The organism is Blautia sp. MSJ-19 (assembly GCF_018918125.1).
In the GTDB taxonomy this organism is placed as follows: domain Bacteria; phylum Bacillota; class Clostridia; order Lachnospirales; family Lachnospiraceae; genus Blautia_A.
In genome coordinates, this window is the sequence record NZ_JAHLQA010000007.1 from 251,756 (window position 1) to 274,158 (window position 22,403).

General features: G+C 44.3%; 25 protein-coding genes. 21 read left to right on the forward strand and 4 right to left on the reverse strand.

Going from position 1 to position 22,403, the window contains the following annotated elements; all coding sequences use genetic code 11:
- Positions 1-48 precede the first annotated feature (48 nt).
- Positions 49-372 (reverse strand): DUF1540 domain-containing protein, encoded by a 324-nt coding sequence (locus tag KQI91_RS04240; protein ID WP_216391627.1) that lies wholly within the window; start codon positions 370-372, stop codon positions 49-51.
- Positions 373-764: 392 nt separating this feature from the next.
- Here KQI91_RS04240 and infC point away from each other — a divergent pair, with 392 nt between their 5' ends.
- From infC to KQI91_RS04305, 13 genes are all read left to right on the forward strand, one after another.
- Positions 765-1,259 carry a translation initiation factor IF-3 gene (infC, locus tag KQI91_RS04245; protein ID WP_216391792.1) on the forward strand — a complete coding sequence of 165 codons (495 nt, stop codon included), beginning with the start codon at positions 765-767 and terminating at the stop codon, positions 1,257-1,259.
- A gap of 86 nt (positions 1,260-1,345) precedes the next feature.
- Positions 1,346-1,543 (forward strand): 50S ribosomal protein L35, encoded by a 198-nt coding sequence (rpmI, locus tag KQI91_RS04250; RefSeq protein WP_015541985.1) that lies wholly within the window; start codon positions 1,346-1,348, stop codon positions 1,541-1,543.
- 51 nt (positions 1,544-1,594) lie between these two features.
- Positions 1,595-1,951, forward strand: coding sequence for a 50S ribosomal protein L20 (gene rplT / locus KQI91_RS04255; RefSeq protein ID WP_216391628.1), 357 nt, complete (start codon positions 1,595-1,597; stop codon positions 1,949-1,951).
- 262 nt (positions 1,952-2,213) lie between these two features.
- A complete protein-coding gene (locus tag KQI91_RS04260; protein WP_216391629.1) occupies positions 2,214-3,374 on the forward strand; it encodes an ABC transporter substrate-binding protein in 1,161 nt (386 codons plus the stop codon).
- A gap of 112 nt (positions 3,375-3,486) precedes the next feature.
- Positions 3,487-4,371, forward strand: a complete 885-nt coding sequence (locus KQI91_RS04265; RefSeq protein WP_216391630.1) for a branched-chain amino acid ABC transporter permease — start codon at positions 3,487-3,489, stop codon at positions 4,369-4,371.
- A 12-nt stretch (positions 4,372-4,383) separates the two neighbouring features.
- Positions 4,384-5,454 (forward strand): branched-chain amino acid ABC transporter permease, encoded by a 1,071-nt coding sequence (locus KQI91_RS04270; protein WP_216391631.1) that lies wholly within the window; start codon positions 4,384-4,386, stop codon positions 5,452-5,454.
- A gap of 2 nt (positions 5,455-5,456) precedes the next feature.
- On the forward strand, positions 5,457-6,215 hold the full coding sequence (locus KQI91_RS04275; RefSeq protein ID WP_216391632.1) for an ABC transporter ATP-binding protein: 759 nt from the start codon (positions 5,457-5,459) through the stop codon (positions 6,213-6,215).
- Positions 6,216-6,227: 12 nt separating this feature from the next.
- On the forward strand, positions 6,228-6,938 hold the full coding sequence (locus KQI91_RS04280) for an ABC transporter ATP-binding protein (protein WP_022213249.1): 711 nt from the start codon (positions 6,228-6,230) through the stop codon (positions 6,936-6,938).
- Between the two features lie 13 nt (positions 6,939-6,951).
- Entirely contained in the window at positions 6,952-7,578 is a 627-nt protein-coding gene (locus KQI91_RS04285) for a cytidylate kinase-like family protein (RefSeq protein ID WP_216391633.1), read from the forward strand.
- 103 nt (positions 7,579-7,681) lie between these two features.
- A complete protein-coding gene (locus tag KQI91_RS04290) occupies positions 7,682-8,458 on the forward strand; it encodes a polysaccharide deacetylase family protein (protein ID WP_253288353.1) in 777 nt (258 codons plus the stop codon).
- Positions 8,459-8,570: 112 nt separating this feature from the next.
- Complete coding sequence (locus tag KQI91_RS04295; protein ID WP_216391634.1) at positions 8,571-9,239, forward strand: YesL family protein; 669 nt, start codon at positions 8,571-8,573, stop codon at positions 9,237-9,239.
- A gap of 14 nt (positions 9,240-9,253) precedes the next feature.
- Entirely contained in the window at positions 9,254-10,180 is a 927-nt protein-coding gene (locus KQI91_RS04300; protein ID WP_253288354.1) for a TIGR01212 family radical SAM protein, read from the forward strand.
- Positions 10,181-10,245: 65 nt separating this feature from the next.
- The gene (locus KQI91_RS04305) at positions 10,246-10,758 is read left to right on the forward strand and encodes a DUF4364 family protein (protein WP_216391636.1); all 513 of its coding nucleotides are present in this window, start codon (positions 10,246-10,248) and stop codon (positions 10,756-10,758) included.
- A 61-nt stretch (positions 10,759-10,819) separates the two neighbouring features.
- Here KQI91_RS04305 and KQI91_RS04310 read toward each other — a convergent pair whose 3' ends face one another.
- Entirely contained in the window at positions 10,820-12,133 is a 1,314-nt protein-coding gene (locus KQI91_RS04310; protein ID WP_216391637.1) for a replication-associated recombination protein A, read from the reverse strand.
- A 279-nt stretch (positions 12,134-12,412) separates the two neighbouring features.
- On the opposite strand from KQI91_RS04310, the gene KQI91_RS04315 reads away from it, so the two are divergent.
- A complete protein-coding gene (locus tag KQI91_RS04315) occupies positions 12,413-12,727 on the forward strand; it encodes a YerC/YecD family TrpR-related protein (RefSeq protein WP_216391638.1) in 315 nt (104 codons plus the stop codon).
- 84 nt (positions 12,728-12,811) lie between these two features.
- Here the strand turns inward: KQI91_RS04315 and KQI91_RS04320 are convergent, their stop codons facing one another.
- Positions 12,812-14,518 carry a serine hydrolase gene (locus KQI91_RS04320; protein WP_216391639.1) on the reverse strand — a complete coding sequence of 569 codons (1,707 nt, stop codon included), beginning with the start codon at positions 14,516-14,518 and terminating at the stop codon, positions 12,812-12,814.
- A 127-nt stretch (positions 14,519-14,645) separates the two neighbouring features.
- Between KQI91_RS04320 and KQI91_RS04325 the strand changes: the two genes are divergently transcribed.
- Positions 14,646-15,371, forward strand: a complete 726-nt coding sequence (locus tag KQI91_RS04325; protein ID WP_216391640.1) for an SH3 domain-containing protein — start codon at positions 14,646-14,648, stop codon at positions 15,369-15,371.
- Between the two features lie 23 nt (positions 15,372-15,394).
- Here the strand turns inward: KQI91_RS04325 and KQI91_RS04330 are convergent, their stop codons facing one another.
- Positions 15,395-16,015, reverse strand: a complete 621-nt coding sequence (locus KQI91_RS04330; protein WP_216391641.1) for a DUF1836 domain-containing protein — start codon at positions 16,013-16,015, stop codon at positions 15,395-15,397.
- Between the two features lie 242 nt (positions 16,016-16,257).
- On the opposite strand from KQI91_RS04330, the gene pcrA reads away from it, so the two are divergent.
- From pcrA to KQI91_RS04360, 6 genes are all read left to right on the forward strand, one after another.
- Positions 16,258-18,492 (forward strand): DNA helicase PcrA, encoded by a 2,235-nt coding sequence (gene pcrA / locus KQI91_RS04335; protein ID WP_216391642.1) that lies wholly within the window; start codon positions 16,258-16,260, stop codon positions 18,490-18,492.
- Between the two features lie 122 nt (positions 18,493-18,614).
- Complete coding sequence (locus KQI91_RS04340; protein ID WP_216391643.1) at positions 18,615-19,307, forward strand: phosphatase PAP2 family protein; 693 nt, start codon at positions 18,615-18,617, stop codon at positions 19,305-19,307.
- A gap of 7 nt (positions 19,308-19,314) precedes the next feature.
- Complete coding sequence (locus KQI91_RS04345; RefSeq protein WP_216391644.1) at positions 19,315-20,361, forward strand: lysylphosphatidylglycerol synthase transmembrane domain-containing protein; 1,047 nt, start codon at positions 19,315-19,317, stop codon at positions 20,359-20,361.
- Complete coding sequence (locus tag KQI91_RS04350) at positions 20,358-21,035, forward strand: CDP-alcohol phosphatidyltransferase family protein (protein WP_216391645.1); 678 nt, start codon at positions 20,358-20,360, stop codon at positions 21,033-21,035. Before KQI91_RS04345 ends, KQI91_RS04350 begins: the two co-directional genes overlap by 4 nt.
- On the forward strand, positions 21,032-21,913 hold the full coding sequence (locus KQI91_RS04355; RefSeq protein WP_216391646.1) for a phosphatidylserine decarboxylase: 882 nt from the start codon (positions 21,032-21,034) through the stop codon (positions 21,911-21,913). Before KQI91_RS04350 ends, KQI91_RS04355 begins: the two co-directional genes overlap by 4 nt.
- Before the next feature lie 129 nt (positions 21,914-22,042).
- Positions 22,043-22,285: a hypothetical protein gene (locus KQI91_RS04360; protein ID WP_005427824.1), complete on the forward strand. Its 243-nt coding sequence runs from the start codon at positions 22,043-22,045 to the stop codon at positions 22,283-22,285.
- The last annotated feature ends 118 nt before the right edge of the window (positions 22,286-22,403 follow it).

Genomic DNA, 22,403 nt, shown 5'->3' on the forward strand with positions numbered 1-22,403 from the left:
CACATATAAAAAGACGCTGTTTGAGGCAGCGTCTTTTTTGTGGATATGTCAGCACTTACATGCAAACGTACTGCATTTTGTTTCGTTGCAGCCATCAGTACTGCAGCCGGATACGTTGATCGCGGATGCGGTACAGTTACAGTGATCATTGTAGGTACATTCCTGGGCTTTACAGTCGATGTTGATTTTTTCACATCCACAGTGCTGAGCTTCACTGTTCATCATGCCTGCTGTTGTACGGTCGCGGAAACTTCCGCAGTTGGTTTCATCAGCACGATGTGCGTTGTCGCCGGTGATCTCGATATCACCTTTTGAACAGAGCTCGTTTTCGTTGTAGATACATTTGGTTGCACTGCAATTCAGAATTGTCATAGTTGTAACCTCCTTATCAGATGATTCATGGATGCTGTACATCCATTCGGATACAGTATCTGCAGAATCCGGAAAAATATACGGATTAAAAAAATGAAAAAACTTCTTGACTTTGAACAAAACTCATGATAAATTAATTGAGTACGTGAAGAAAACAAAGCAGAGTAACACTCTCACCTCAGCGCACAGGATGCGGCTCGGGTTGATATATCACAGCAAATCGTTTTAAAAACGAAGTTGTTGTACTGAATACGGAATATCGTTCCGTTATTGCAGGATATAGTAGAGTGTGGATTGCTGTCCATACTCTTTTTTGTTTCGGAAGTATGAGGGTGACAGAGAGTCAGGTTTATCATTTACAGGTATGGAGGTGTACTACAATTAGCAATTTAATGATTAACGAACAGATCAGAGACAAAGAGGTACGTTTGATCGGGCCGGATGGAGCACAGCTTGGAATCGTTTCTTCCAGAGAAGCGTATGCAAAAGCACAGGAAGCCGGACTTGACCTTGTAAAAATCGCACCGCAGGCAAAGCCGCCGGTTTGTAAGATTATCGATTACGGCAAGTATCGTTATGAGCTCTCCCGTAAGGAAAAAGAAGCTAAGAAAAAACAGAAAACAATCGACATTAAGGAAGTACGTCTTTCTCCAAACATTGATACCAATGACTTAAAGACGAAGGTCAATGCAGCAAGAAAGTTCCTTTCCAAAGGAGACCGTGTAAAGGTTACTTTACGTTTCCGCGGAAGAGAAATGGCACATATGGCAAGCAGCAGACATGTGCTGGATGATTTCGCTGAACTTCTCACAGACATCGCAGTCGTAGAGAAGGCACCGAAGATCGAAGGCAGAAGCATGACAATGTTTCTGAGTGAAAAGCGTTAAGCAGTTATCACAGGTCGTGTGCCGTCGCACACATTTATGATAATATGAAATAAAAAACAGAACCACGAATCAAGGAGGAACTAATTATGCCTAAGATTAAAACTTGTAGAGCAGCAGCAAAACGTTTCAAAAAGACCGGAACCGGAAAAATCATGAGAAATAAAGCTTATAAGAGCCATATCTTAACAAAGAAATCTCAGAAGAGAAAGAGAAATCTGAGAAAAGCTACTGTTGTAGATTCTACAAACCTTAAGAACATTAAGAAAGCACTGCCTTATTTATAAGAATAAGTAAGCAGCAGACGATATTGGAAGACAAACAGGAGGAAATAAGAAATGGCAAGAATTAAAGGCGGATTAAACGCAAAGAAAAGACATAACCGTACATTAAAACTGGCAAAGGGCTACAGAGGAGCTCGTTCCAAACAGTATAGAGTAGCAAAACAGTCTGTTATGAGAGCACTTGCAAGCTCTTATGCAGGACGTAAACAGAAAAAACGTCAGTTCAGACAGCTCTGGATCGCTCGTATCAATGCAGCAGCAAGAATGAACGGACTTTCCTACAGCAAAATGATGCACGGACTTAAAGTTGCAAACATCGACATCAACAGAAAGATGCTTGCAGAGATGGCAGTAAATGATGCAGAAGGTTTTGCAGCACTTGCTGAAATCGCTAAAAAAGCAGTTGCTTAATAGCAGATCATGAGACAAAAGACCGCAGCGCCGCGATCGGACTGCGGTTTTTTTATAACCTTTGTGTCCGCGTAAGAAAGACAACGGTTGCCTGAGAAAAAACAAATTCTTAAATAAATATAAAATTTTCTCTTGCAATCGGCTATGGCCAATGCTATAATCAAAAACATTAAAGCTTTAGCGAATGAAAGTGATGTTGCTGTGAATGGACTGAGCAGTAACAGGTAACGCGGGCTAGAGGATAAAAAGGAGGAGCTTTATTATGAGAAATTGGAAGAAAGCACTTAGCTTAACAGCAGCAGTAGCAATGGCAGCGACAATGATGCCGGTATCTGCATTTGCAGCAGATGATGAGACCTTCAAGATCGGTGTGATCGGACCGATGACAGGTGACAACGCACAGTATGGTCTTGGTGTATACCATGCAGCACAGGTTGCAGCAGAAGAAATTAACGCAAACGGCGGATTCAACGGATACAACGTTGAGATCCTTGACGCTGGTGATGATCAGGCTGATCCGGAAAAAGCAGTCAACGCATACAACGACCTTCTTGACAAAGGAATGCAGATGCTTTGCGGTACCGTTACATCCGGTGCTTGTATCGCTGTAGGGGCAGAAGCAGCAGAGAGCACATTCCTGTTCACACCATCTGCAACAGCAGTAGACAGTATCACAGCCGGAAGCAATGAATTCCGTATGTGTTTCACAGACCCTGCACAGGGAACCAAATCCGCACAGTACATTGGTGAACATCAGCTGGCTACAAAAGTAGCAGTTCTTTATGATTCATCTGCAGACTACAACTCAGGTATCAACGATGCATTCGTTGCAGCAGCAGACGAAAACGGTCTGGAAGTTGTAGCTGACGAGGCATACACAGCAGACAGCAACACAGACTTCTCTGTACAGCTTAAAAAGATCAAAGACAGTGGCGCAGAACTTCTGTTCCTTCCAAACTACTATGCAGACAATGCTCTGATCCTTCAGCAGGCACATGACGCTGGAATGGATGATGTTAAGAAATTCGGTGTAGACGGTATGGATGGTATCCTTGGAGTAGAAAACTTCGATACATCCCTTGCAGAAGGCGTTATGCTTCTGACACCATTCTCTGCAACAGCAGAAGACGAAAAATCTCAGGCATTTGTAAAAGCATACGAAGATGCAAACAAAGACGAAGTTCCGAACCAGTTCGCAGCAGATACATACGATGTTATCTACGCTATGAAAGAAGCAGCAGATGCAGCTGCAATCACACCGGATATGTCTAACGAAGACATCAGCGCAGCTATGTCTGAGGCAATGCTCAGTGTAGAACTTGATGGTCTTACCGGTAAAGCAAAATGGACAGAAGACGGCGAGTGCGATAAAGAGCCAAAAGCTTTCGAGATCCAGGACGGCGCTTACGTAGAAATGGAATAATCACATTAAGATGAACTAATAAGAGGACGGGGGACGGTTGCCTGTTATCACAGGGCCGTCCCCCTTTCTTGCACTAATAAGACAATCAGTTAATAATTTAAAGAGGTGCATTATGAGCTTTATATCCTATTTAAAAGATGGAATCAGCCTGGGCAGTATCTATGCGATCATTGCCCTGGGGTATACAATGGTATACGGTATCGCCAAAATGCTGAACTTCGCTCATGGTGATGTCATCATGGTCGGCGCATTTGTGATCCTTACCGCTGTTACCAAAGGAGGTATGTCTCCGGTGCTGGCTATTGTACTTTCCGTAATCTTCTGTACCGTTCTTGGTATGGTGATCGAGAAAGTTGCTTACAGCCCGCTTCGTAAAGCTTCCTCCAACCTGGCAGTACTGATCACCGCGATCGGTGTCAGTTATCTGCTTCAGAACCTGGCATTACTGATCTTCGGTGCAGATGCCAAAAGTTTTGTAACTGTTATTGATGTGCCAACGTTGTCTTTGTTTGACGGACAGCTGGTTATCAAGGGAATTACGATCGTAACGATCCTGACCTGTATCGTGATCATGGTCGGACTGATGTTCTTTGTTCAGAAGACAAAACCGGGACGTGCCATGCAGGCAGTTTCCGAAGACCGTGACGCTGCACAGCTGATGGGTGTCAATGTCAATGCAACGATATCCATGACATTTGCAATCGGTTCCGGACTTGCTGCAATCGCAGGACTTCTTCTCTGTCAGACTTATCCGACACTGACACCATACACTGGTGCGATGCCTGGTATCAAAGCATTCGTTGCAGCCGTATTCGGTGGTATCGGATCTATTCCGGGAGCCATGGTCGGCGGTATTCTTCTTGGAGTGATCGAGATCTTTGGCAAAGCCTATATTTCTTCACAGGTTGCAGATGCAATCTGCTTTGCAGTTCTGATCGTGGTACTTCTTGTAAAACCTACCGGACTGTTCGGAAAGAACATCCAGGAGAAAGTATAAGGGGTGGCCGAAATGAAAAAGACAATGAACAAAACAACAAGGAACAATCTGATCAACTATGGAATCGTGATCGCACTTTTTGTGATCGTACAGATCCTTTCCGGAACAGGACATCTGTCCAGACTTCTTACCGGTCTTCTGGTTCCGCTGTGTGTGTATACAATTGCAGCGATTTCCCTGAACCTGGTAGTTGGTTTTTCCGGTGAACTGAGTCTTGGTCATGCAGGATTCATGTGTGTCGGCGCGTATTCCAGTGCATTATTTTCACATATTGCAAGCGATATCCCGCAGGTACCGAGATTTATCCTCGCAATCCTGATCGGTGCAGCAGTAGCCGCTGTATTTGGTGTGATCATCGGTATCCCGGTACTTCGCCTTCGTGGTGACTACCTTGCAATCGTAACACTGGCATTTGGTGAGATCATTAAGAACCTGATCAATATCCTGTACATCGGTTTTGATGAAAACGGACTTCACGTTGCAACAAGCGCCGCAAATCTGAAACTTGCGGCAGGCGGCAAGCAGATCCTGAAAGGTGCGCTTGGTATCTCCGGAACAGGTGCTCTTTATAAAGATGTGAAGCATTATTTCTTCCCGATCGGAATCCTTCTGGTCCTGCTGACTCTGTTTATCGTACAGAACCTGGTAAACTCCAGAAGCGGACGTGCCATCATGGCAACCAGAGATAACCGTATCGCAGCAGAATCCGTAGGTATCGACATTACAAAATTTAAACTTCTTGCATTTACGATTTCCGCAGCTCTCGCTGGTGTTGCAGGTGTTCTTTATGCACATAACCTTTCTATGTTAAAGGTATCCGGATTTGACTACAACATGTCTATCCTGATCCTGGTATATGTGGTACTTGGTGGAATCGGAAATTTAAGAGGTTCTATGATCGCGACGATCATCCTCTATGCACTTCCGGAACTTCTCCGTGGATTTGCAAACTATCGTATGCTGATCTATGCGATCGTCCTGATCGTGATGATGCTCTTTAACTGGGCACCGGCAGCAAGAAACTGGAGAGCACGTGTCATGGAAAAAATCAGAGGCACTAAGGGCAAAAAGGAGGCAGCTTAACTATGGCAATGTTGGAAGTAAATCATCTGGCAATCCAGTTCGGCGGTCTTCGTGCAGTTGACGGATTCAACGTATCTATCGAAAAAGGTCAGCTGTATGGTCTGATCGGACCGAACGGTGCAGGAAAAACAACAATCTTCAACCTTCTCACAGGTGTATACAAACCGACCGAAGGTATTATCAAACTGGATGGACAGGATATCACAGGAAAGAGTACGATTGAGATCAACAAAGCCGGTATCGCAAGAACTTTCCAGAATATCCGCCTGTTCAAGGATATGCCGGTCCTTGACAATGTCAAGGTCGGACTTCACAATCATCATGCGTATTCTACTCTGACAGGAATCTTACGACTTCCGAAATACTACAAAGTAGAAAAAGAAATGAACGAAAAAGCGATGGAGATCCTTAAGGTATTTGACCTTGACAAAGAAGCAGATACCCTTGCAGGAAATCTTCCATATGGTAAACAGCGTAAACTCGAGATCGCCAGAGCACTGGCAACCAATCCGAAGCTTCTTCTTCTGGATGAGCCGGCAGCAGGTATGAACCCGAATGAAACACAGGAACTGATGGATACCATCCGTTTCGTACAGAAACATTTTGATATGACTACTCTTCTGATCGAGCATGATATGAAGCTGGTCGGCGGTATCTGCGAAGAGGTAACTGTACTGAACTTCGGTCAGGTGCTCGCACAGGGCGAGACACAGAAAGTCCTGAAGGATCCGGCAGTTGTCACTGCATATCTGGGAGAATAGGAGGAAAATCAAATGTCAATGTTGGAAGTAAAAGATCTCCAGGTTTATTATGGTGTCATCCAGGCATTGAAGGGGATTTCCTTTCATGTAGAACAGGGAGAAGTTATCGCGCTGATCGGTGCGAACGGTGCTGGTAAGACAACGACTCTGCAGACACTGACCGGTATCATCCCGGCCAAAGCAGGAAGTATCATGTTTGGCGGCAAAGACCTTACAAAGACACCGGCACATAAGATCGTAGAGATGGGTATGGCACATGTACCGGAAGGACGTCGTGTATTTGCAGATATGTCTGTATACGAAAACCTTCTGATGGGTGCTTACACAAGAAAAGATAAGAATGAGATTGCACAGAGCCTTGAGATGGTTTACAAGAGATTCCCACGTCTGAAAGAACGTACAGGACAGCGTGCCGGTACACTTTCCGGTGGTGAGCAGCAGATGCTTGCAATGGGACGTGCTCTTATGAGTAAACCGAGCATCATCCTGATGGATGAGCCGTCCATGGGTCTGTCTCCGATCTTTGTAAATGAGATCTTTGATATTATCAAAGAAGTAAGTGAAAGCGGCACAACCGTTCTCCTCGTTGAGCAGAACGCAAAGAAAGCCCTTTCTATCGCTGACAGAGCATATGTCCTGGAGACAGGAAGCATTACTCTGGAAGGAAAAGCAGATGATCTGCTTCATGATGAATCTGTCCAGAAAGCATATCTGGGAGAATAGGGAGGAATCAATAATGGATCAGGTTGTAATCACAATTGCAAGACAGTATGGAAGCGGCGGACGTACCGTCGGCAAAATGCTGGCAGAACGTCTGGGAATCTCTTTTTATGACAAGCAGATCATTCAGATGGCATCCGATGAGAGTGGAATTGACGTAAAACTTTTTGGCAAGGTAGAAGCAGGAGATAAGATCAAAAGTTCACTTTTCGGAAGCAAAGAAAGTATCTACAAAGGAGACCTTCATCAGCCGGGCAGCAAGGACTTCATCTCTGATGAAAACCTTTTCAATTACCAGGCGAAGGTTGTCAATGATCTTGCGGAAAAAGAATCTTACGTGATCGTAGGACGCTGTGTCAACTATGTATTCAAGGATCGTCCGAATACCTTGCGTGTATTCATCCATGCACCATGGGAATTCCGTGTAGAGCAGGCTTCCGAGAAGATCTCCGGATCAAGAGAAGATGTGGAGAAATTCCTTCTCAAGGATGACAAGCGCAAACAGGACTACTACCGTAAATTTACAGGTGGTGTCTGGAACGATGCGACCAATTACGATCTCTGCCTGAACAGTGGTAAACTCGGATTTGAGAAATGCGTAGATGCGATTGAAGCGCAGTTAAAGATCATGCTGAACAAATAAGAACGAAAGAAGCATCGACAGTTTTGGGAAAACCAGAACTGCCGGTGCTTTTTTGCATCAGGCTATCATATATTGAAAAGAAGGAAAAGCTGAGAACCGGAAAATGAAAAAAGGAAAGATTTTTTCTGCTGTGATCGCGACTGTCATTTTGGCAGCTGCCATGTGGAGCATAAAAAGTGATTCAGAAGCTGTGCGGACATCAGGAAGGGCTGTGGCGGAGACCATTGCCGGTCAGGGGATGCTGCGTCTGGTGGAACAGTCAATACAGGAAAAGCAGCTGTCAGAGACTGTGGTAACGGAAGGGTGTTCACTGGAAGAGCAACAGCATCCGCAGGCGGCGCTGACCTTCGATGACGGACCGGATGCGAGATATACACCGCTTTTGCTGGATGGTTTCAAAGAAAGAAATATAAAGGCCTCTTTTTTTCTGCTGGGAGAGAAGATCGAGAAGAACAAAGAACTGGTAAAGCGGATACAGGAAGAAGGGCATCTGGTTGGAAACCATACGTATCATCATGTACAGCTTGACAAGCTGAATGAAACAAAAGCACGGGAAGAAATACTGAAAACGAACAACGTCATTTTTGAGACGACCGGAAACTATCCGCAGTATATGCGTCCGCCGTTCGGGGCATGGAAAAAGAACCTGGAACTTTGTGTGGAGATGCTTCCGGTGTTCTGGACGATCGATACACTGGACTGGAAAGTACAGAATACCGAAAAAATCATCGGAACGGTGCAGGAACAGATCAAGGATGGTTCGATCATCCTGATGCATGATGAATATGCGACAACAGTGGATGCAGCCCTGCGTGTAGCAGACAGCCTGAAAGAACAGGGATATGAACTGGTAACGGTAGATCAGCTGATCGTCCCATAGAGAGAAAACAACTGTTTGGGTTTTGATTGCTTTTTTGAGAAAATTTCGTTATACTGTTAAGCAGAGACCGATGAAAGATCGGATGAAAAACGAGATAGAAGGAGCTGTGCATATGGGACGTTTTTTCAATATGGACAATAAGTTTTTTACATTTATGAATAAGGTGGCAGATCTGTTTATTTTAAATATCATCTGCGTGATCTGCTGTATTCCGATTGTTACTGCCGGAGCTTCCATTACAGCAATGTACTATGTGACGCTGAAAATGGTACGAAACGAGGAAGCATATATTGTGAGGAGTTTCTTTAAGTCCTTTAAAGAAAATTTCAAGCAGGCAACGGTCATTAACCTGATACTGATCGCGGTTGGTGTGATCCTGTATCTTGACCTGAATGTGGCAAAATCCATGCCTGGCAGTGCCGGACAGATTCTGCATATCATCTTTATGGCATTTGCAATCATTTATTTTGTATTGTTTTTGTATGTGTATCCGATTCTTGCGAGATTTTATAATTCAACCAAAAATACGCTCAAGAATGCACTGTTCATGGCGATCCGTCATCTTCCATATACGGTGATCATGATCCTTATCGGGCTGTGTCCGCTGCTGATTCTGTTTGTGCAGTCTTATCAGCTGCAGTCCTCCCTGTTTGTTCTGTTTCTGTTTGTAGGATTTGGACTGATCGCATACTGCAATTCGTTTTTCCTGGTAAAGATCTTTGACAATTATATGCCGAAGGAAACAGAAGAAGAGTCACAGAGTGAAGGCACCGCTGTATGAGAACGGAGATATCGATGCAGAAGAACTGGAACGGGAAGCCGTATCATTCCCTGGACTATATGCTGCGGGAGACCTTTGGAGAAAAAGTATACAAGGTTACGTTGAATGGCGGAATGTCCTGCCCGAACCGTGACGGGAAACTTGGCAGCAGGGGATGCATCTTCTGCAGTGCAGGCGGAAGTGGAGACTTTGCTGCAGATGCGGCATTGTCGGTGACAGAACAGATCGACAGCCAGATCGCGATTCTTTCTGCGAAACGGCCGATCCATAAGTATATTGCTTATTTTCAGGCATATACCAATACGTATGCGCCTGTGGAATATCTGCGGAAGATTTTTACCGAGGCAATTGCACATCCATCGGTAGTTGCACTGTCGATCGGAACCAGACCGGACTGTCTGGGAGATGAAGTGCTGGAACTTCTGGATGAACTGAATCAGGTAAAACCGGTATGGATAGAACTTGGACTGCAGACGATCCATGAAAAGACGGCACAGTATATTCGAAGAGGATATCGGCTGTCCTGTTTTGAAGAGGCTGTTCAAAACCTCAGAGAGCGCGGGATCGACGTGATCGTACACACGATACTGGGACTTCCGGGAGAATCTGAAGAGGATATTCTGGAGACTATGAACTATTTGAACAGACAGAATATACAGGGAATCAAACTTCAGCTTTTGCATGTTCTGAAAGGAACCGATCTGGCAGATGATTATCTGAATGGGAAGTTTCAGGTTTACGAAAGAGAGGAATATCTCAATTTACTGATAGAGTGTCTGGAACATCTGGATCCCTCAATCGTGATTCACAGGATGACCGGCGACGGACCGGAGAAACTGCTGATTGCGCCACTGTGGGCCAGCCGGAAACGTGAAGTATTAAATTTACTGCATCATGAGATGAAGGTAAGAGACAGCTGGCAGGGGAAACGACTGCAGTAAAGGCTGTGATACAGCAGAAGATCACAAAAGAAAAGCCTGACTTGTATGAGAAAGAGGTGATTGTAATGGCAGAACCATTTACAACTTATAAACTGATTGTTTTATATATGGCGAAACATGCAAAAGAAACACTGACAAATTCTCAGATTTCAGAGTTCATACTGGATCGGGAGTATACGGATTATTTTCAGCTCCAGAAAGTACTTTCAGAGCTGACAGAGACGGAACTTCTGAGAAAGCGGACAATTTCCAACAGTTCGTATTATGAGATCACAGAAGAAGGAAGAAAAACACTTTCCTATTTTGAAAAGGAACTGTCCGGAGAGATCAAAAAAGAAGTAAAAGAGTATCTGCAGACTCATGGTGGTGAGGTGAAGGACAGAATCCTGACACCGGCAGACTATTATACCACGCCGCAGGGAAATTATGCGGTGCGCTGTCAGATCATTGAAAAAGATTCTACAGTGCTGGATCTGACGCTGGCGGCACCGGGACTGGAGGCAGCACAGGCGATGTGTCACAACTGGGCGAAGAAATCCCAGGACATTTATGGAATGTTGATGGGAGAGCTGATCTGAAATAACAGACCAGATGATAAAGGCGGGGAAATATTCCTCGCCTTTTGCCATGCAATAAAAGTTATCCTTTGATCTTTTTGAGATATTCTTTGAGTGTTTTTTCGTATCCGAGATCACCTGGTTCGTAGAAACGGGAGCCTTCGATCTCAGAAGGCAGATACTGCTGATCGACATAGTGATTCGGATAATTGTGTGCATATTTGTAACCGATTCCCTTACCAAGCTTTTCGTGACCGCCGTAATGGGCATCCTGCAGATGGACAGGAACGGTTGTTTCGGTCTTCTTGACAGAATCCATAGCTGCAAATATCGCATTGACAGCTGCATTGCTCTTTGGAGCACATGCCATATAAGTGACTGCCTGGGAGAGGATGATCTGGGACTCCGGCATACCGACACGTTCAACGGCCTGTGCGGCAGCAACTGCAACCTGGAGTGCCTGTGGATCTGCGTTTCCGATATCTTCCGAGGCGAGGATCATGATACGGCGTGCGATAAATTTCACATCTTCGCCGGCATAGAGCATCTTTGCAAGATAGTAAACGGCGGCATCCGGATCGGAACCACGCATACTCTTGATAAAGGCCGAAATGATATCGTAATGATTGTCACCTTTTTTATCATATTTAATGACTCGTTTCTGGATGCATTCGGAAGCAACATCCAGTGTCAGATGAATATAACCGTCTTCACTCTTTGGGGTGGTAAGGATACCCAGTTCTACCGCATTCAGGGCACTGCGGGCATCGCCGCCTGCCATATCAGCCAGAAATTCCAGTGCATCGTCATCAATAACTGCCCCGTAGTTTCCCATACCCTTATCACAGTCATTTACTGCACGAAGAAGTAAGGTACGGATATTTTCATTGCTGAGCGGTTTTAGTTCGAAGATAATGGAACGGGAAAGAAGAGCTCCATTGACTTCAAAATAGGGATTTTCGGTAGTCGCACCGATCAGGATGATCGTGCCGTCTTCTACGAACGGGAGCAGGTAATCCTGCTGGCCTTTATTGAAGCGGTGGATCTCATCGATGAACAGGATTGTTTTTTTACCGTACATGCCGAGGCGATCCTGAGCTTCTTTGACAACTTCTTCCATGTCTTTTTTTCCGGCGACAGTCGCATTGATCTGTGTAAAACTGGCACTGGTGGTGTTCGCGATCACCTTGGCAAGTGTGGTCTTGCCGGTTCCGGGCGGTCCGTAAAAAATGACAGAAGTCAGCTTGTCGGCTTTGATCGCACGATACAACAATTTGTCCCTGCCGACGATATGTTCCTGACCAACGACTTCGTCCAGCGTAGTCGGGCGCAGGCGGGAGGCCAGCGGTGATTCACGGTCAAGTGTTTTTGATTTTGCATATTCAAATAAATCCATAACAGATACTCCATTCTGAAAGCAATTAGATACTTCAAATCAGGCAAGAGAATACCCTGATTCAAATACGTACATTTGTTCTAAGTATACTTGATAAGAAAACAAAATTCAAGAAAAACGAAAGAAGGATTTCCTGAAAGCACGGGTTCTGAATTACTCCATTGGTGTATTGAGGAGACAGGTTAATGCATTAAATTAATCCTTGCTTTTCACATGTTAAAGTGTTAAAATACGATGTATATGAAACAGAACATAGAATGTAACTAAAGGAGCAGGGTTATGGGTAAAAAAATCAGAACAGAAGAGGTTGACCATTTATTTGAAGCAATCCTTTGTCTGAAGAATAAAGAAGAATGTTATACATTTTTTGAAGATGTATGTACGATCAATGAACTTCTTTCTCTGTCACAGCGTTTTGAAGTAGCAAAGATGCTGACAGACAAACGCACTTATCTGGATATTTCCGAGAAGACAGGTGCTTCCACAGCAACGATCAGCCGTGTAAATCGTTCGCTGAACTACGGAAATGACGGATACGAGATGGTCTTTTCCAGAATGAAGGAAAAAGAAGCAGCAGAAAAAACAGAAGATTAAACGATACAGAAAATACAATAAAATACAAAAAAGAACAGGCGACGGAGTGATCCGGAGCACTGTTCTTTTTTGCGTTATAGGAAATTATTTTTGTTTTGTAGTCATATATGTATAGACATCAGAAGAGATTTTTTTGATCGTATCCTGTGCGCTGGTATTGTTTTGAATATTGTTGGAGAGAACACAGAGCACATAAGGATGATCTTTGTCAAAAACGATAGCAATATCATTTTCTACTACACCGAGTTTATCGGAAGCTGTAAGTTCGCCGGTTTTGTTGGCGGTTGCGATGCCGGAAGGGACACCTGCCGGAATCTTGGCTGTCTTGGTCTGAGCCTGAAGAAGTGCCAGCATCTCAGCAGATGCATCTGCATTTACAAGAGAATTGGTGTAGATTTCAGATAGCAGTCGGCAACAGTCGGAAGCACTGGTGTAATTGTCATCAGTCGGATCTTTTGCGAGAAATTCACGCCCAAGGTGTGTGGCTGTATAATTGTGCTCCTGACAGAATTCATTGACGACGGCGGCACCTGCCTGAAAATCTCCTCCACCGAGTTTGCGGACCAGTTCGTTTGCTGCACTATTGTCACTGACGGTGATCATACTGGTGAGGAGTGGCTTCAGGGTACTTTCGTAATCAGATGAAATGGTGGTTCCTTCATCCGGATAAACCAGTCTGTCATAGACGGCTGCCATGATGAAGACTTTGATGACACTGGCTGACTGCATGGACTGTTCAGCGTGGATGGTGCTGTATGCCTGAGTGGTAAGGTCCATGGCAGCGATTGCCCATGTCTCACCCTTTGCTTCGAGCGGATCGGTGTATGTCTTCTGCAGAGACTCTGTAAGTTCGGCAAGATGTTCGCCCATGGCAGCAATATCCGGTTCAACAGTCTGGAAATAAGCGTCAATTCCATCCGCGATGCCCTTGGCCATGGTTTCATGATTGGCAGAATTAGTGATATACAGGTCATCATTCTGATTGCTCATAAATCCCATTTCGAGGATTGTGACAGGAACTGTACTCCAGTTGGTACCGGTCATGTTGTCGGCGGAGATGACACCTTTGTTGGCAAGACCGGTTGCAGCGCAGTAGCTGTTGATGATACAGGATGCGAGGGTATTGCTTTTTTCGATGAGATCCTGGTCCAGATACTGGTTGGAAGTGGTCGGTGCCATAGTCAGTGCACCGGCTGCGGAAGCACTGTTGTCACTGTTGGCGTGGATACGGACAGTGATATCAGCATTGGCTTCGGTTGCCAGTTCGGCACGCTCTTTGTTGCTGATTGCCTTGTCATTGTCTTCACGTGTCATAATGACTTTATAACCGCGGCTTTCCAGCTCTTTCCGGAGAACAAGAGAAACCTGCAGATTGACTTCGTATTCCGGAACTTTGGAAAAATTGCCGCTTGTTCCGGTAGTGGCTTTATTTTTGGTCTGAGAAGAACCGGGTGCCATTGGCTCCTGAGCACTCATATCAACCCAGCTGCCCTGGTGTCCGGGATCGATGCAGACAATGAATTGTCTGGAAGCGGATGTGGGCGTGCCGGCAGTGTTTGCAGCAGACCAGTCTATTCCGGAAGACGAGTCCGGGGCGCTGAGTGCCCCTTCTTCTTCATCATCAGAAGCGGCATCATTGTCAGTGTCTGTCTTGTCTTTGGCTGAGGAAGGGGCTTTGATCATGGCCTGTCCCTGTTCGCTTTCGTAGGTGGTTCCTTCCGAAGCCCACACGGTGGCAGGAAGCATAAGAAGCAGACATCCTGCGAGAAATAGAGAAAAGATTTTACGCATAAATTAGATCCTCCTGAAATAATGTATTTTACAGAAAGTTGTTTTCTATATGATAAACTATAATAAAAAAAATGACAAGAACGCTTCAGGGTCAGAATATTTTGCAAAAGAAAAGGAGGGCAATATAATGAAAAAAAGATTTTCCACAACACACAGGACAGATTTTATGAAAAAGTTTCTTGCGGTTCTTATGGTACTTGCACTTTCTCTGCCGGTAACGGCACAGACAAGCCGGGCAGCCGGTACCTCTTATACGGTTACGGTAGCGAGTGGTTATCTTGCACTCCGTAATGCAAAGGCGTATGATGATGCAAATGAGATTGGCAAACTGTATACCGGTGACACGGTTGAGGTGCAGGATTCCAGCGGAAGTACTTATTGGTATGTATATTCTTCCAAACTGAACAAATACGGATACACAGACAGGAGATATCTGACTAATCTTTCCAGTGAACGTACCGTAAGTGTAAAGAGTGGATACCTTGCACTCCGTAATGCAAAAGAATACAAAGCGTCCAATGAAATCGGAGAACTTTACACCGGTGACAAAGTGCAGATTGCAGATGCAAGCGACAGTACCTACTGGCTGGTGTTTGCACCGGGACTTTACAAAGGCGGATACGTTGATAAGAACTATCTGATAAAAGAAGAAACTGTGACCAAAACAGTCAAAGTAGAGAGTGGTTATCTTGCACTTCGCAATGCAATGGCATATGACAGTGCCAATGAGATCGGACAGCTGAACACTGGTGATACTGTTCAGGTCAAAGATTCCAGTGGAAAGACCTACTGGTATGTATACTCTTCCAGACTTGGAAAGAGCGGTTATGTCAATAAAAATTACCTGCAGTGATGCAGGTAATTTTTTTGAAGATTTTATTTCTTTTTATGTCTGGGATCTGTATCGGCAGTGGCACGCAGATCATCGATCATCTGCTCGATCAGCATTTTTTTGACGTAAACATCAAAACTGAGAAGGCAGATAAAGGAAAATAATTTCAGAAAATCTTTATCTTCTTCAGGCGCATCTTCAAAAGTGCCCTGCGCGATCTCGTAACGTTCCATAAGTTCTCTCTGGAGAGCTTCGATCTGACCTTTTTCCATACTGAATACTTCATTATAAATTGCCGTAAGATTCATATCTTCTTCGGATTTGAAATATTTATCCGTAAGAGGACCGAGCAGTGTCTGGATATCGTTGATCGATAAAATATTTTTGAAATAGTAGATAAAGATCAGAACCAGAAGGTGTTCTTTGGAATAACGCTTCTTTTCCGGTGAGGGAAGAAGATTATTTTTGGCATAATTGTTGATCATGGTTTTCGTAAGGATCTTGTCATCCTCATAGCGCTTGGAATGTGCGAGCTGTGCTTCCATAAAAGTAGTTACCTGATCCATATAAAGATCTATATTGGGAATGTCCTCCGGCTTTACGTAACCGATTCTGGAAACACGCTCCAGAATATTGCGGATCATAGATTCTGTATTGACTGACATATGTTCATCTCCTTTGCCTGTTATGGCGGGCAGAATGGTACTTCTGTACCTGTACGCTCTATTATATAGTTTTAAATACTACTTGTAAATGGTTTTTGTAAATTAAGTTTTAAAAGTGTTACTGTTTGCAGGCAGTAATTTTTAAATATCCTTTACCCCATACAGGGATTCATGTATAATAGACAGATAACATGAAAACATCAGTTCGACATATATAACCATAAAGAAACAGGAGAAGTTTAATGAGCACAATTTATGATACGTTAAATGACCGACAGAAAGAAGCTGTTTTACATACAGAGGGACCACTTCTGATCCTGGCAGGAGCCGGATCAGGTAAAACCAGAGTCCTGACACACAGGATCGTTTATCTGATCTCAGAAAAAGGTGTGAATCCATGGAATATTCTGGCGATCACCTTTACCAACAAGGCTGCTCACGAGATGAGAGAGCGTGTGGACCGGATCGCAGGAAGTGAGGGTGGAAGTGTCTGGGTATCCACTTTCCATTCTACCTGTGTGCGTATCCTCAGAAGACACATTGACCGTCTGGGATATGACAACAACTTTACCATCTATGATACAGACGATCAAAAGACCCTGATCAAGGAAATCTGCCGCAAGATGGATATTGATACCAAAAAAGTCAAAGAGAGAGCACTTCTGGCACAGATTTCCCATGCCAAGGATGAACTTATGAATCCGGATGAGATGGAGATGAATGCAGGAGCAGATTTTAACCAGAAAAGAGCGGCACAGGTCTATCGTGAATATCAGGCGGCACTTCGCAGAAATAATGCGCTGGATTTTGATGACCTGATCTGTAAGACGGTGGAGCTTTTTCAGAACTGTGGAGATGTGCTGCAGTATTATCAGGAACGTTTTCAGTATATTATGGTGGATGAGTACCAGGACACCAATACAGCACAGTTTAAGTTTGTCAGCCTTCTGGCATCACGATATGAAAATCTTTGCGTGGTCGGTGATGATGACCAGTCTATCTACAAATTCCGTGGAGCGAATATCGGAAACATCCTTGGGTTTGAACGGGTATTCCCGAATGCAAAGGTCATCCGGCTGGAGCAGAATTACCGCTCTACACAGAATATCCTGAATGCGGCGAATGGCGTGATCGCAAACAATACAGAACGTAAAGAAAAAACTCTCTGGACAGAAAATCCGGAGGGAGAAAAAATTCATTTTCGTCAGTTTATGAACGGTTACGAAGAAGCTGAGTATGTAGTTGGAGACATTGCGAAGCGACACAGGGAAGGAACAGCAGATTACCATGACTGTGCGGTTCTTTACCGTACCAATGCACAGTCACGTCTTTTTGAAGAAAAGTGCCTGCTTGCAAACATTCCGTACAAGATCGTGGGCGGGGTGAATTTCTATGCACGAAAAGAAATCAAGGATCTTTTGTGCTATCTGAAAACAGTGGATAATGCGGCAGATGATCTTGCGGTAAGAAGAATTCTTAATGTACCGAAGCGAGGAATCGGTGCGACGACAGTGGGCAGGATCCAGGACTATGCAGACATGATGAATATCAGCTTTTATGATGCTCTTCGTGTGGCAGAGGAGGTTCCGGGAATCGGCAGAAGTCTGTCAAAAGTAGATGGTTTTGTGACCTTTATGCAGTCACTCAAAAGCAAAGCACAGGCATATTCAGTATCCGAGCTTCTGGAAGAAATCATTGATCTGACTGGATATGTAGATGAACTTAAGGCAGAAGATACCGAAGAATCCAGAGCAAGAGTAGAAAATATCGATGAATTGATCTCCAAGACGGTTTCCTATGAGGAGGCAATGAAAGGCGAGGACCGGGAGGCGACGTTGTCTGGCTTCCTGGAAGAGATTGCCCTGATCGCCGACATTGATTCTGTAGATGAAAATCAGGATTATGTGATTCTGATGACATTGCACAGTGCAAAAGGACTGGAGTTTCCGTATGTGTATCTTGCAGGTATGGAGGATGGTATGTTCCCGAGCAGCATGTGTATCTTTTCCGGTGACCAGTCTGATATGGAAGAAGAGCGTCGTCTGTGTTATGTGGGAATCACCAGAGCCATGAAGGAACTGACACTGACCAGCGCACAGCAGCGCATGGTACGTGGTGAAACACAGTACAATCGTGTATCCAGATTTGTCAGAGAGATTCCGCGTGAACTGGTTGACCTCGGACACACGGTACAGGAGCACAAACCGAAGATGCCGGAGACGAAATCACCTCTGAACAGCTATCTTCAGATGAAAAAGAATTTCCACACAAAGGCTTTTCAGCCACAGAACTTCAAAGTCACGAAAGCTGATACGTTGGATTATGCTGTAGGAGACACGGTACGCCATGTCAAATTTGGTGTCGGGATCGTTAAGGATATCGTAGAGGGCGGCAGAGATTATGAAGTCACCGTAGAATTTGACAAGGTCGGTGTCAAAAAGATGTTCGCAGCTTTTGCAAAGCTGAAGAAAATATAATTTTTTTCATATCCGCAATCATTATATTTTTCTTAAGAAATCTTAAAGTTTCCGTACTTTTGTTGTTTTACTATCTAAGGAATGCTATACTGAATATATGAAAAATCCGAAGGGAGTATAAGATGAAAAAGATTTTGAAAGGTATCACCAGGATACTCCCTGCATATGGAGTTTTTCCAGTTATTTTTTCTTTTATATTTAATTGTCTTGTTTATTCAGGCTCGAGGATGATTGCAGGCGGATGGCCGCATTACAATATAGAAACCAGCGTGGACAAAGCACTTCCTTTTGTCCCGCAGTTTCTGGTGATCTATTTCGGCTGCTATCTTTTCTGGGCTGTCAATTACATTCTGATTGCCAGGCAGGATCGACACAGTGTGTATCAGTTTTTTACAGGAGACTTTATATCAAGATGTATCTGCCTTGGTTTCTTTCTTTTGTATCCCACAACGAATACAAGACCGGTGATCACAGATGGTGGATTATGGAATCAGCTTGCTTTGTGGCTGTACGCCGTTGATGCGGCTGATAATCTGTTCCCGTCGATTCATTGTCTGGTCAGCTGGTTCTGTTATCTGGGTATTCGCGGCAGGAAGGAGATTCCGGTCTGGTACCAGAGAGTTTCCATGGTGATCGCGATACTGGTATTTGCATCCACCCTTTTGACAAAGCAGCATGTGATCGTGGATGTAGCAGGTGGAATCCTTCTGGCAGAGCTGTGTTTCTATATTGGCAGGAAGACAGAGTTATACAAAGCATATGAAAAAATCGGCAGCAGGATCGAACAGGCAATTCTAAGGATAACAGAAGGGTGAGCTGCTTATGAAAAAAAACAGAAAAGTGATTTTTAACGGAGTATTCCTGGTTGTTGTCTTTGTGCTCACACTCTATGGAGTATTCCATGGGGAAGACCTGGGGGCAATGATGGATGCCATTCGGAGTGCAGATAAGCGATGGCTCTTACCGGGACTTGCTCTGGTGGCATTTTTTATCTGGGGCGAATCGATCATTATATGGTATATGATGCGTTCTTACGGAATCAAACTCAAAAAGAGTACCTGCTTTCTTTTTTCGTCAGTAGGATTCTTTTTCAGCTGTATTACGCCATCTGCAAGCGGCGGTCAGCCGATGCAGGCATACTATATGAAGAAGAAAAATATATCTATTCCGGTGTCGGCTGTTATACTGATGATCATTACGATCACATACAAACTGGTCCTGGTTGTGGTCGGTATCGGAGTTGCTGTATTCGGAAGAGGATTTCTGCATCAGTATCTGGAGGGTATCCTTCCTGTTTTTTATCTGGGCCTGGGACTGAATATCTTCTGTGTGACGTTTATGACGATTCTGGTCTTTCATCCGATGCTTGCCAGAACGTTTCTGGTATGGGGACATGGAATCCTGGAAAAACTTCATATCCTCCGCCACAAAGATGGCAGATTGAAACGCCTGGAAGATTCCATGGATACATACAGAGATACAGCGGCATATCTGAAGACACATCCGAGGGTGATCGTGAATGTCATTGCGATCACGTTTGTACAGCGAATGGCAATGTTTGCGGTAACATGGTTTGTATATAAAGCATTTTCGCTGTCAGGAACGGGGTTCTGGACAGTACTGTTCCTTCAGGCAGTGATTTCGGTTTCGGTAGATATGCTTCCGCTTCCAGGGGGGATGGGAATCAGCGAGACGCTGTTTCTGACAATTTTTACATCGGTATTCGGAGCACTGCTCCTGCCGGGTATGGTTCTCAGCAGAGGACTTGGTTATTATGGGGAGCTTTTGATCAGCGCACTTTTTACGGTTGTGGCACAACTTACGATCGGACAGGCGCATGGCAGTGAAAGTAAGGAGAAGTACGAATGATAGGATTTTACGATTATACAGTAGTTGTTACATATATCAGCCTGGTTTCATCGATTCTGGGAATGTTCTGTGCGATTGACGGGAAACTGAATCTGGCAGTTTTCTGTCTGGCTTTTTCAGGACTGTGTGATATGTTTGATGGAAAGATAGCCAGAACCAAGAAAAACAGGACCGATGATGAGAAATCCTTTGGCATTCAGATCGATTCTCTCTGTGACATTGTCTGTTTCGGTATTTTTCCGATCATCCTCGGATACAAACTTGGGATGTGCAAAGCATACAGCATTGCGATTCTGGCATTTTACGGACTTGCAGGTGTGATTCGTCTTGCGTATTTTAATGTAATGGAGGCAAAACGCCAGAGTGAGACATCTGAGAACCGCAAATACTATCAGGGACTTCCGATCACATCCATGTCTGTGATCATGCCTCTTCTGTTTGTGGCATCCATATTTTTCCCTGGATTTCGTTACTTCGTGGGTGTGCTTCATGCGGCGATGCTGATCGTTGGATTTCTGTTTATCTTTAATTTCCGGTTCCGTAAGCCAACCAATCAGGAGCTGGTAGTGCTGGTCGGCATTGTGGCAGTAGCAGTCCTGTTTATCCTTTTATATAAAGAAGGATGGTGGGCACATTACAGTGCCATGAGGAAACTGAAAGGAGCAGCAGTATGAGTACTTATACCGCAGACCGTCTGGGATATGTGCAGGAGAACGATTCTGCGCAGGACCGGATTCTGGAAAAACTGTATGGATCAGTGACAGGCAGGGCAATTTTGAAACCGCTTGTAAATCCTGTATTGTCTGAGCTGGGAGGGAGACTTCTGGATTCCAGGATATCTGCACTGGCAGTTCCTGTATTTATCCGGCATGCAGGGATCAATCTGTGGGAATATGAACCGCAGAGATATTGCTCCTATAATGAATTTTTTACCAGACAGATTCGGGAAGATGCCAGAAAGATCGATATGGTGCCGGAACATTTTGTCAGCCCGTGTGACAGCCGGGTAAGTGTGTATCCAATTGATGAGAAGTGCTGTGTAAAGATCAAACATACACCATATACAGTAGCTGAGCTTCTGAAGAATCCGGTTCTGGCAAAACGATACGAAGGCGGATATCTCTGGGTGTTCCGCCTGTGTGTGGATGATTATCATCATTATATTTATATTGATGACGGTTTTGAATCCAGAAGGGTTCATATCCCGGGAGTCCTGCATACAGTCAATCCGGTTGCAAATGATGTGTATCCGATCTACAAAGAGAACACACGGGAATATGCACTGCTTAAGACCATGAATTTTGGCACGGTCCTGATGATGGAAGTTGGTGCGCTCATGGTTGGAAGGATTGAGAATGTGCCACTTCGTGGAAGGGTCAGACGTGGAAAGGAAAAAGGTAATTTTGCCTTCGGAGGCTCAACGATCGTTCTGATGACACAGAAGAACCGTGTTATGCCGGATCCGGACATTTTTATCAATTCTGAAAAGGGAATTGAGACACGTGTGCGGCTGGGAGAAAAAATCGGTGTATCAGAAGTAAAGAATTCATAAGGCAGATATGAAGGGAAAATTAGCTGACAGAACGTCGTCGAAAATTTGTGAGAAAATATGGTAAAACAAAACAAATAGTGATATACTATATGCTATAAAATGAGTATGAATGAGAGGAAGGTGCCCATCATGAATCTGAACAATTTAAACCTGAACGAAAAAATTGAGGATTTACTTGCTGCCTTAAAGAAAAAAGAAGACGAAAAAGAAAAAAATACAGTCCTCTGGGTACTGGCAATCATCGGTGCTGTTGCGGCAGTTGCAGGAATTGCGTTTGCAGTATATCGCTTCTTTGCTCCGGATTATCTGGAAGACTTTGAAGAAGATTTCGATGATGACTTTGATGATTACTTTGAGGATGAAGAAGAGTAGGATCACTGTTCGCAGAAGGAACAGCAGAGTAAGCGTAGCATGAATTTTGAGCAGCTCCGGCAGACAACCGGGGCTGTTTTACTGCTCTATCTTTGATAGCCGCAGTACGCTTTGTGAG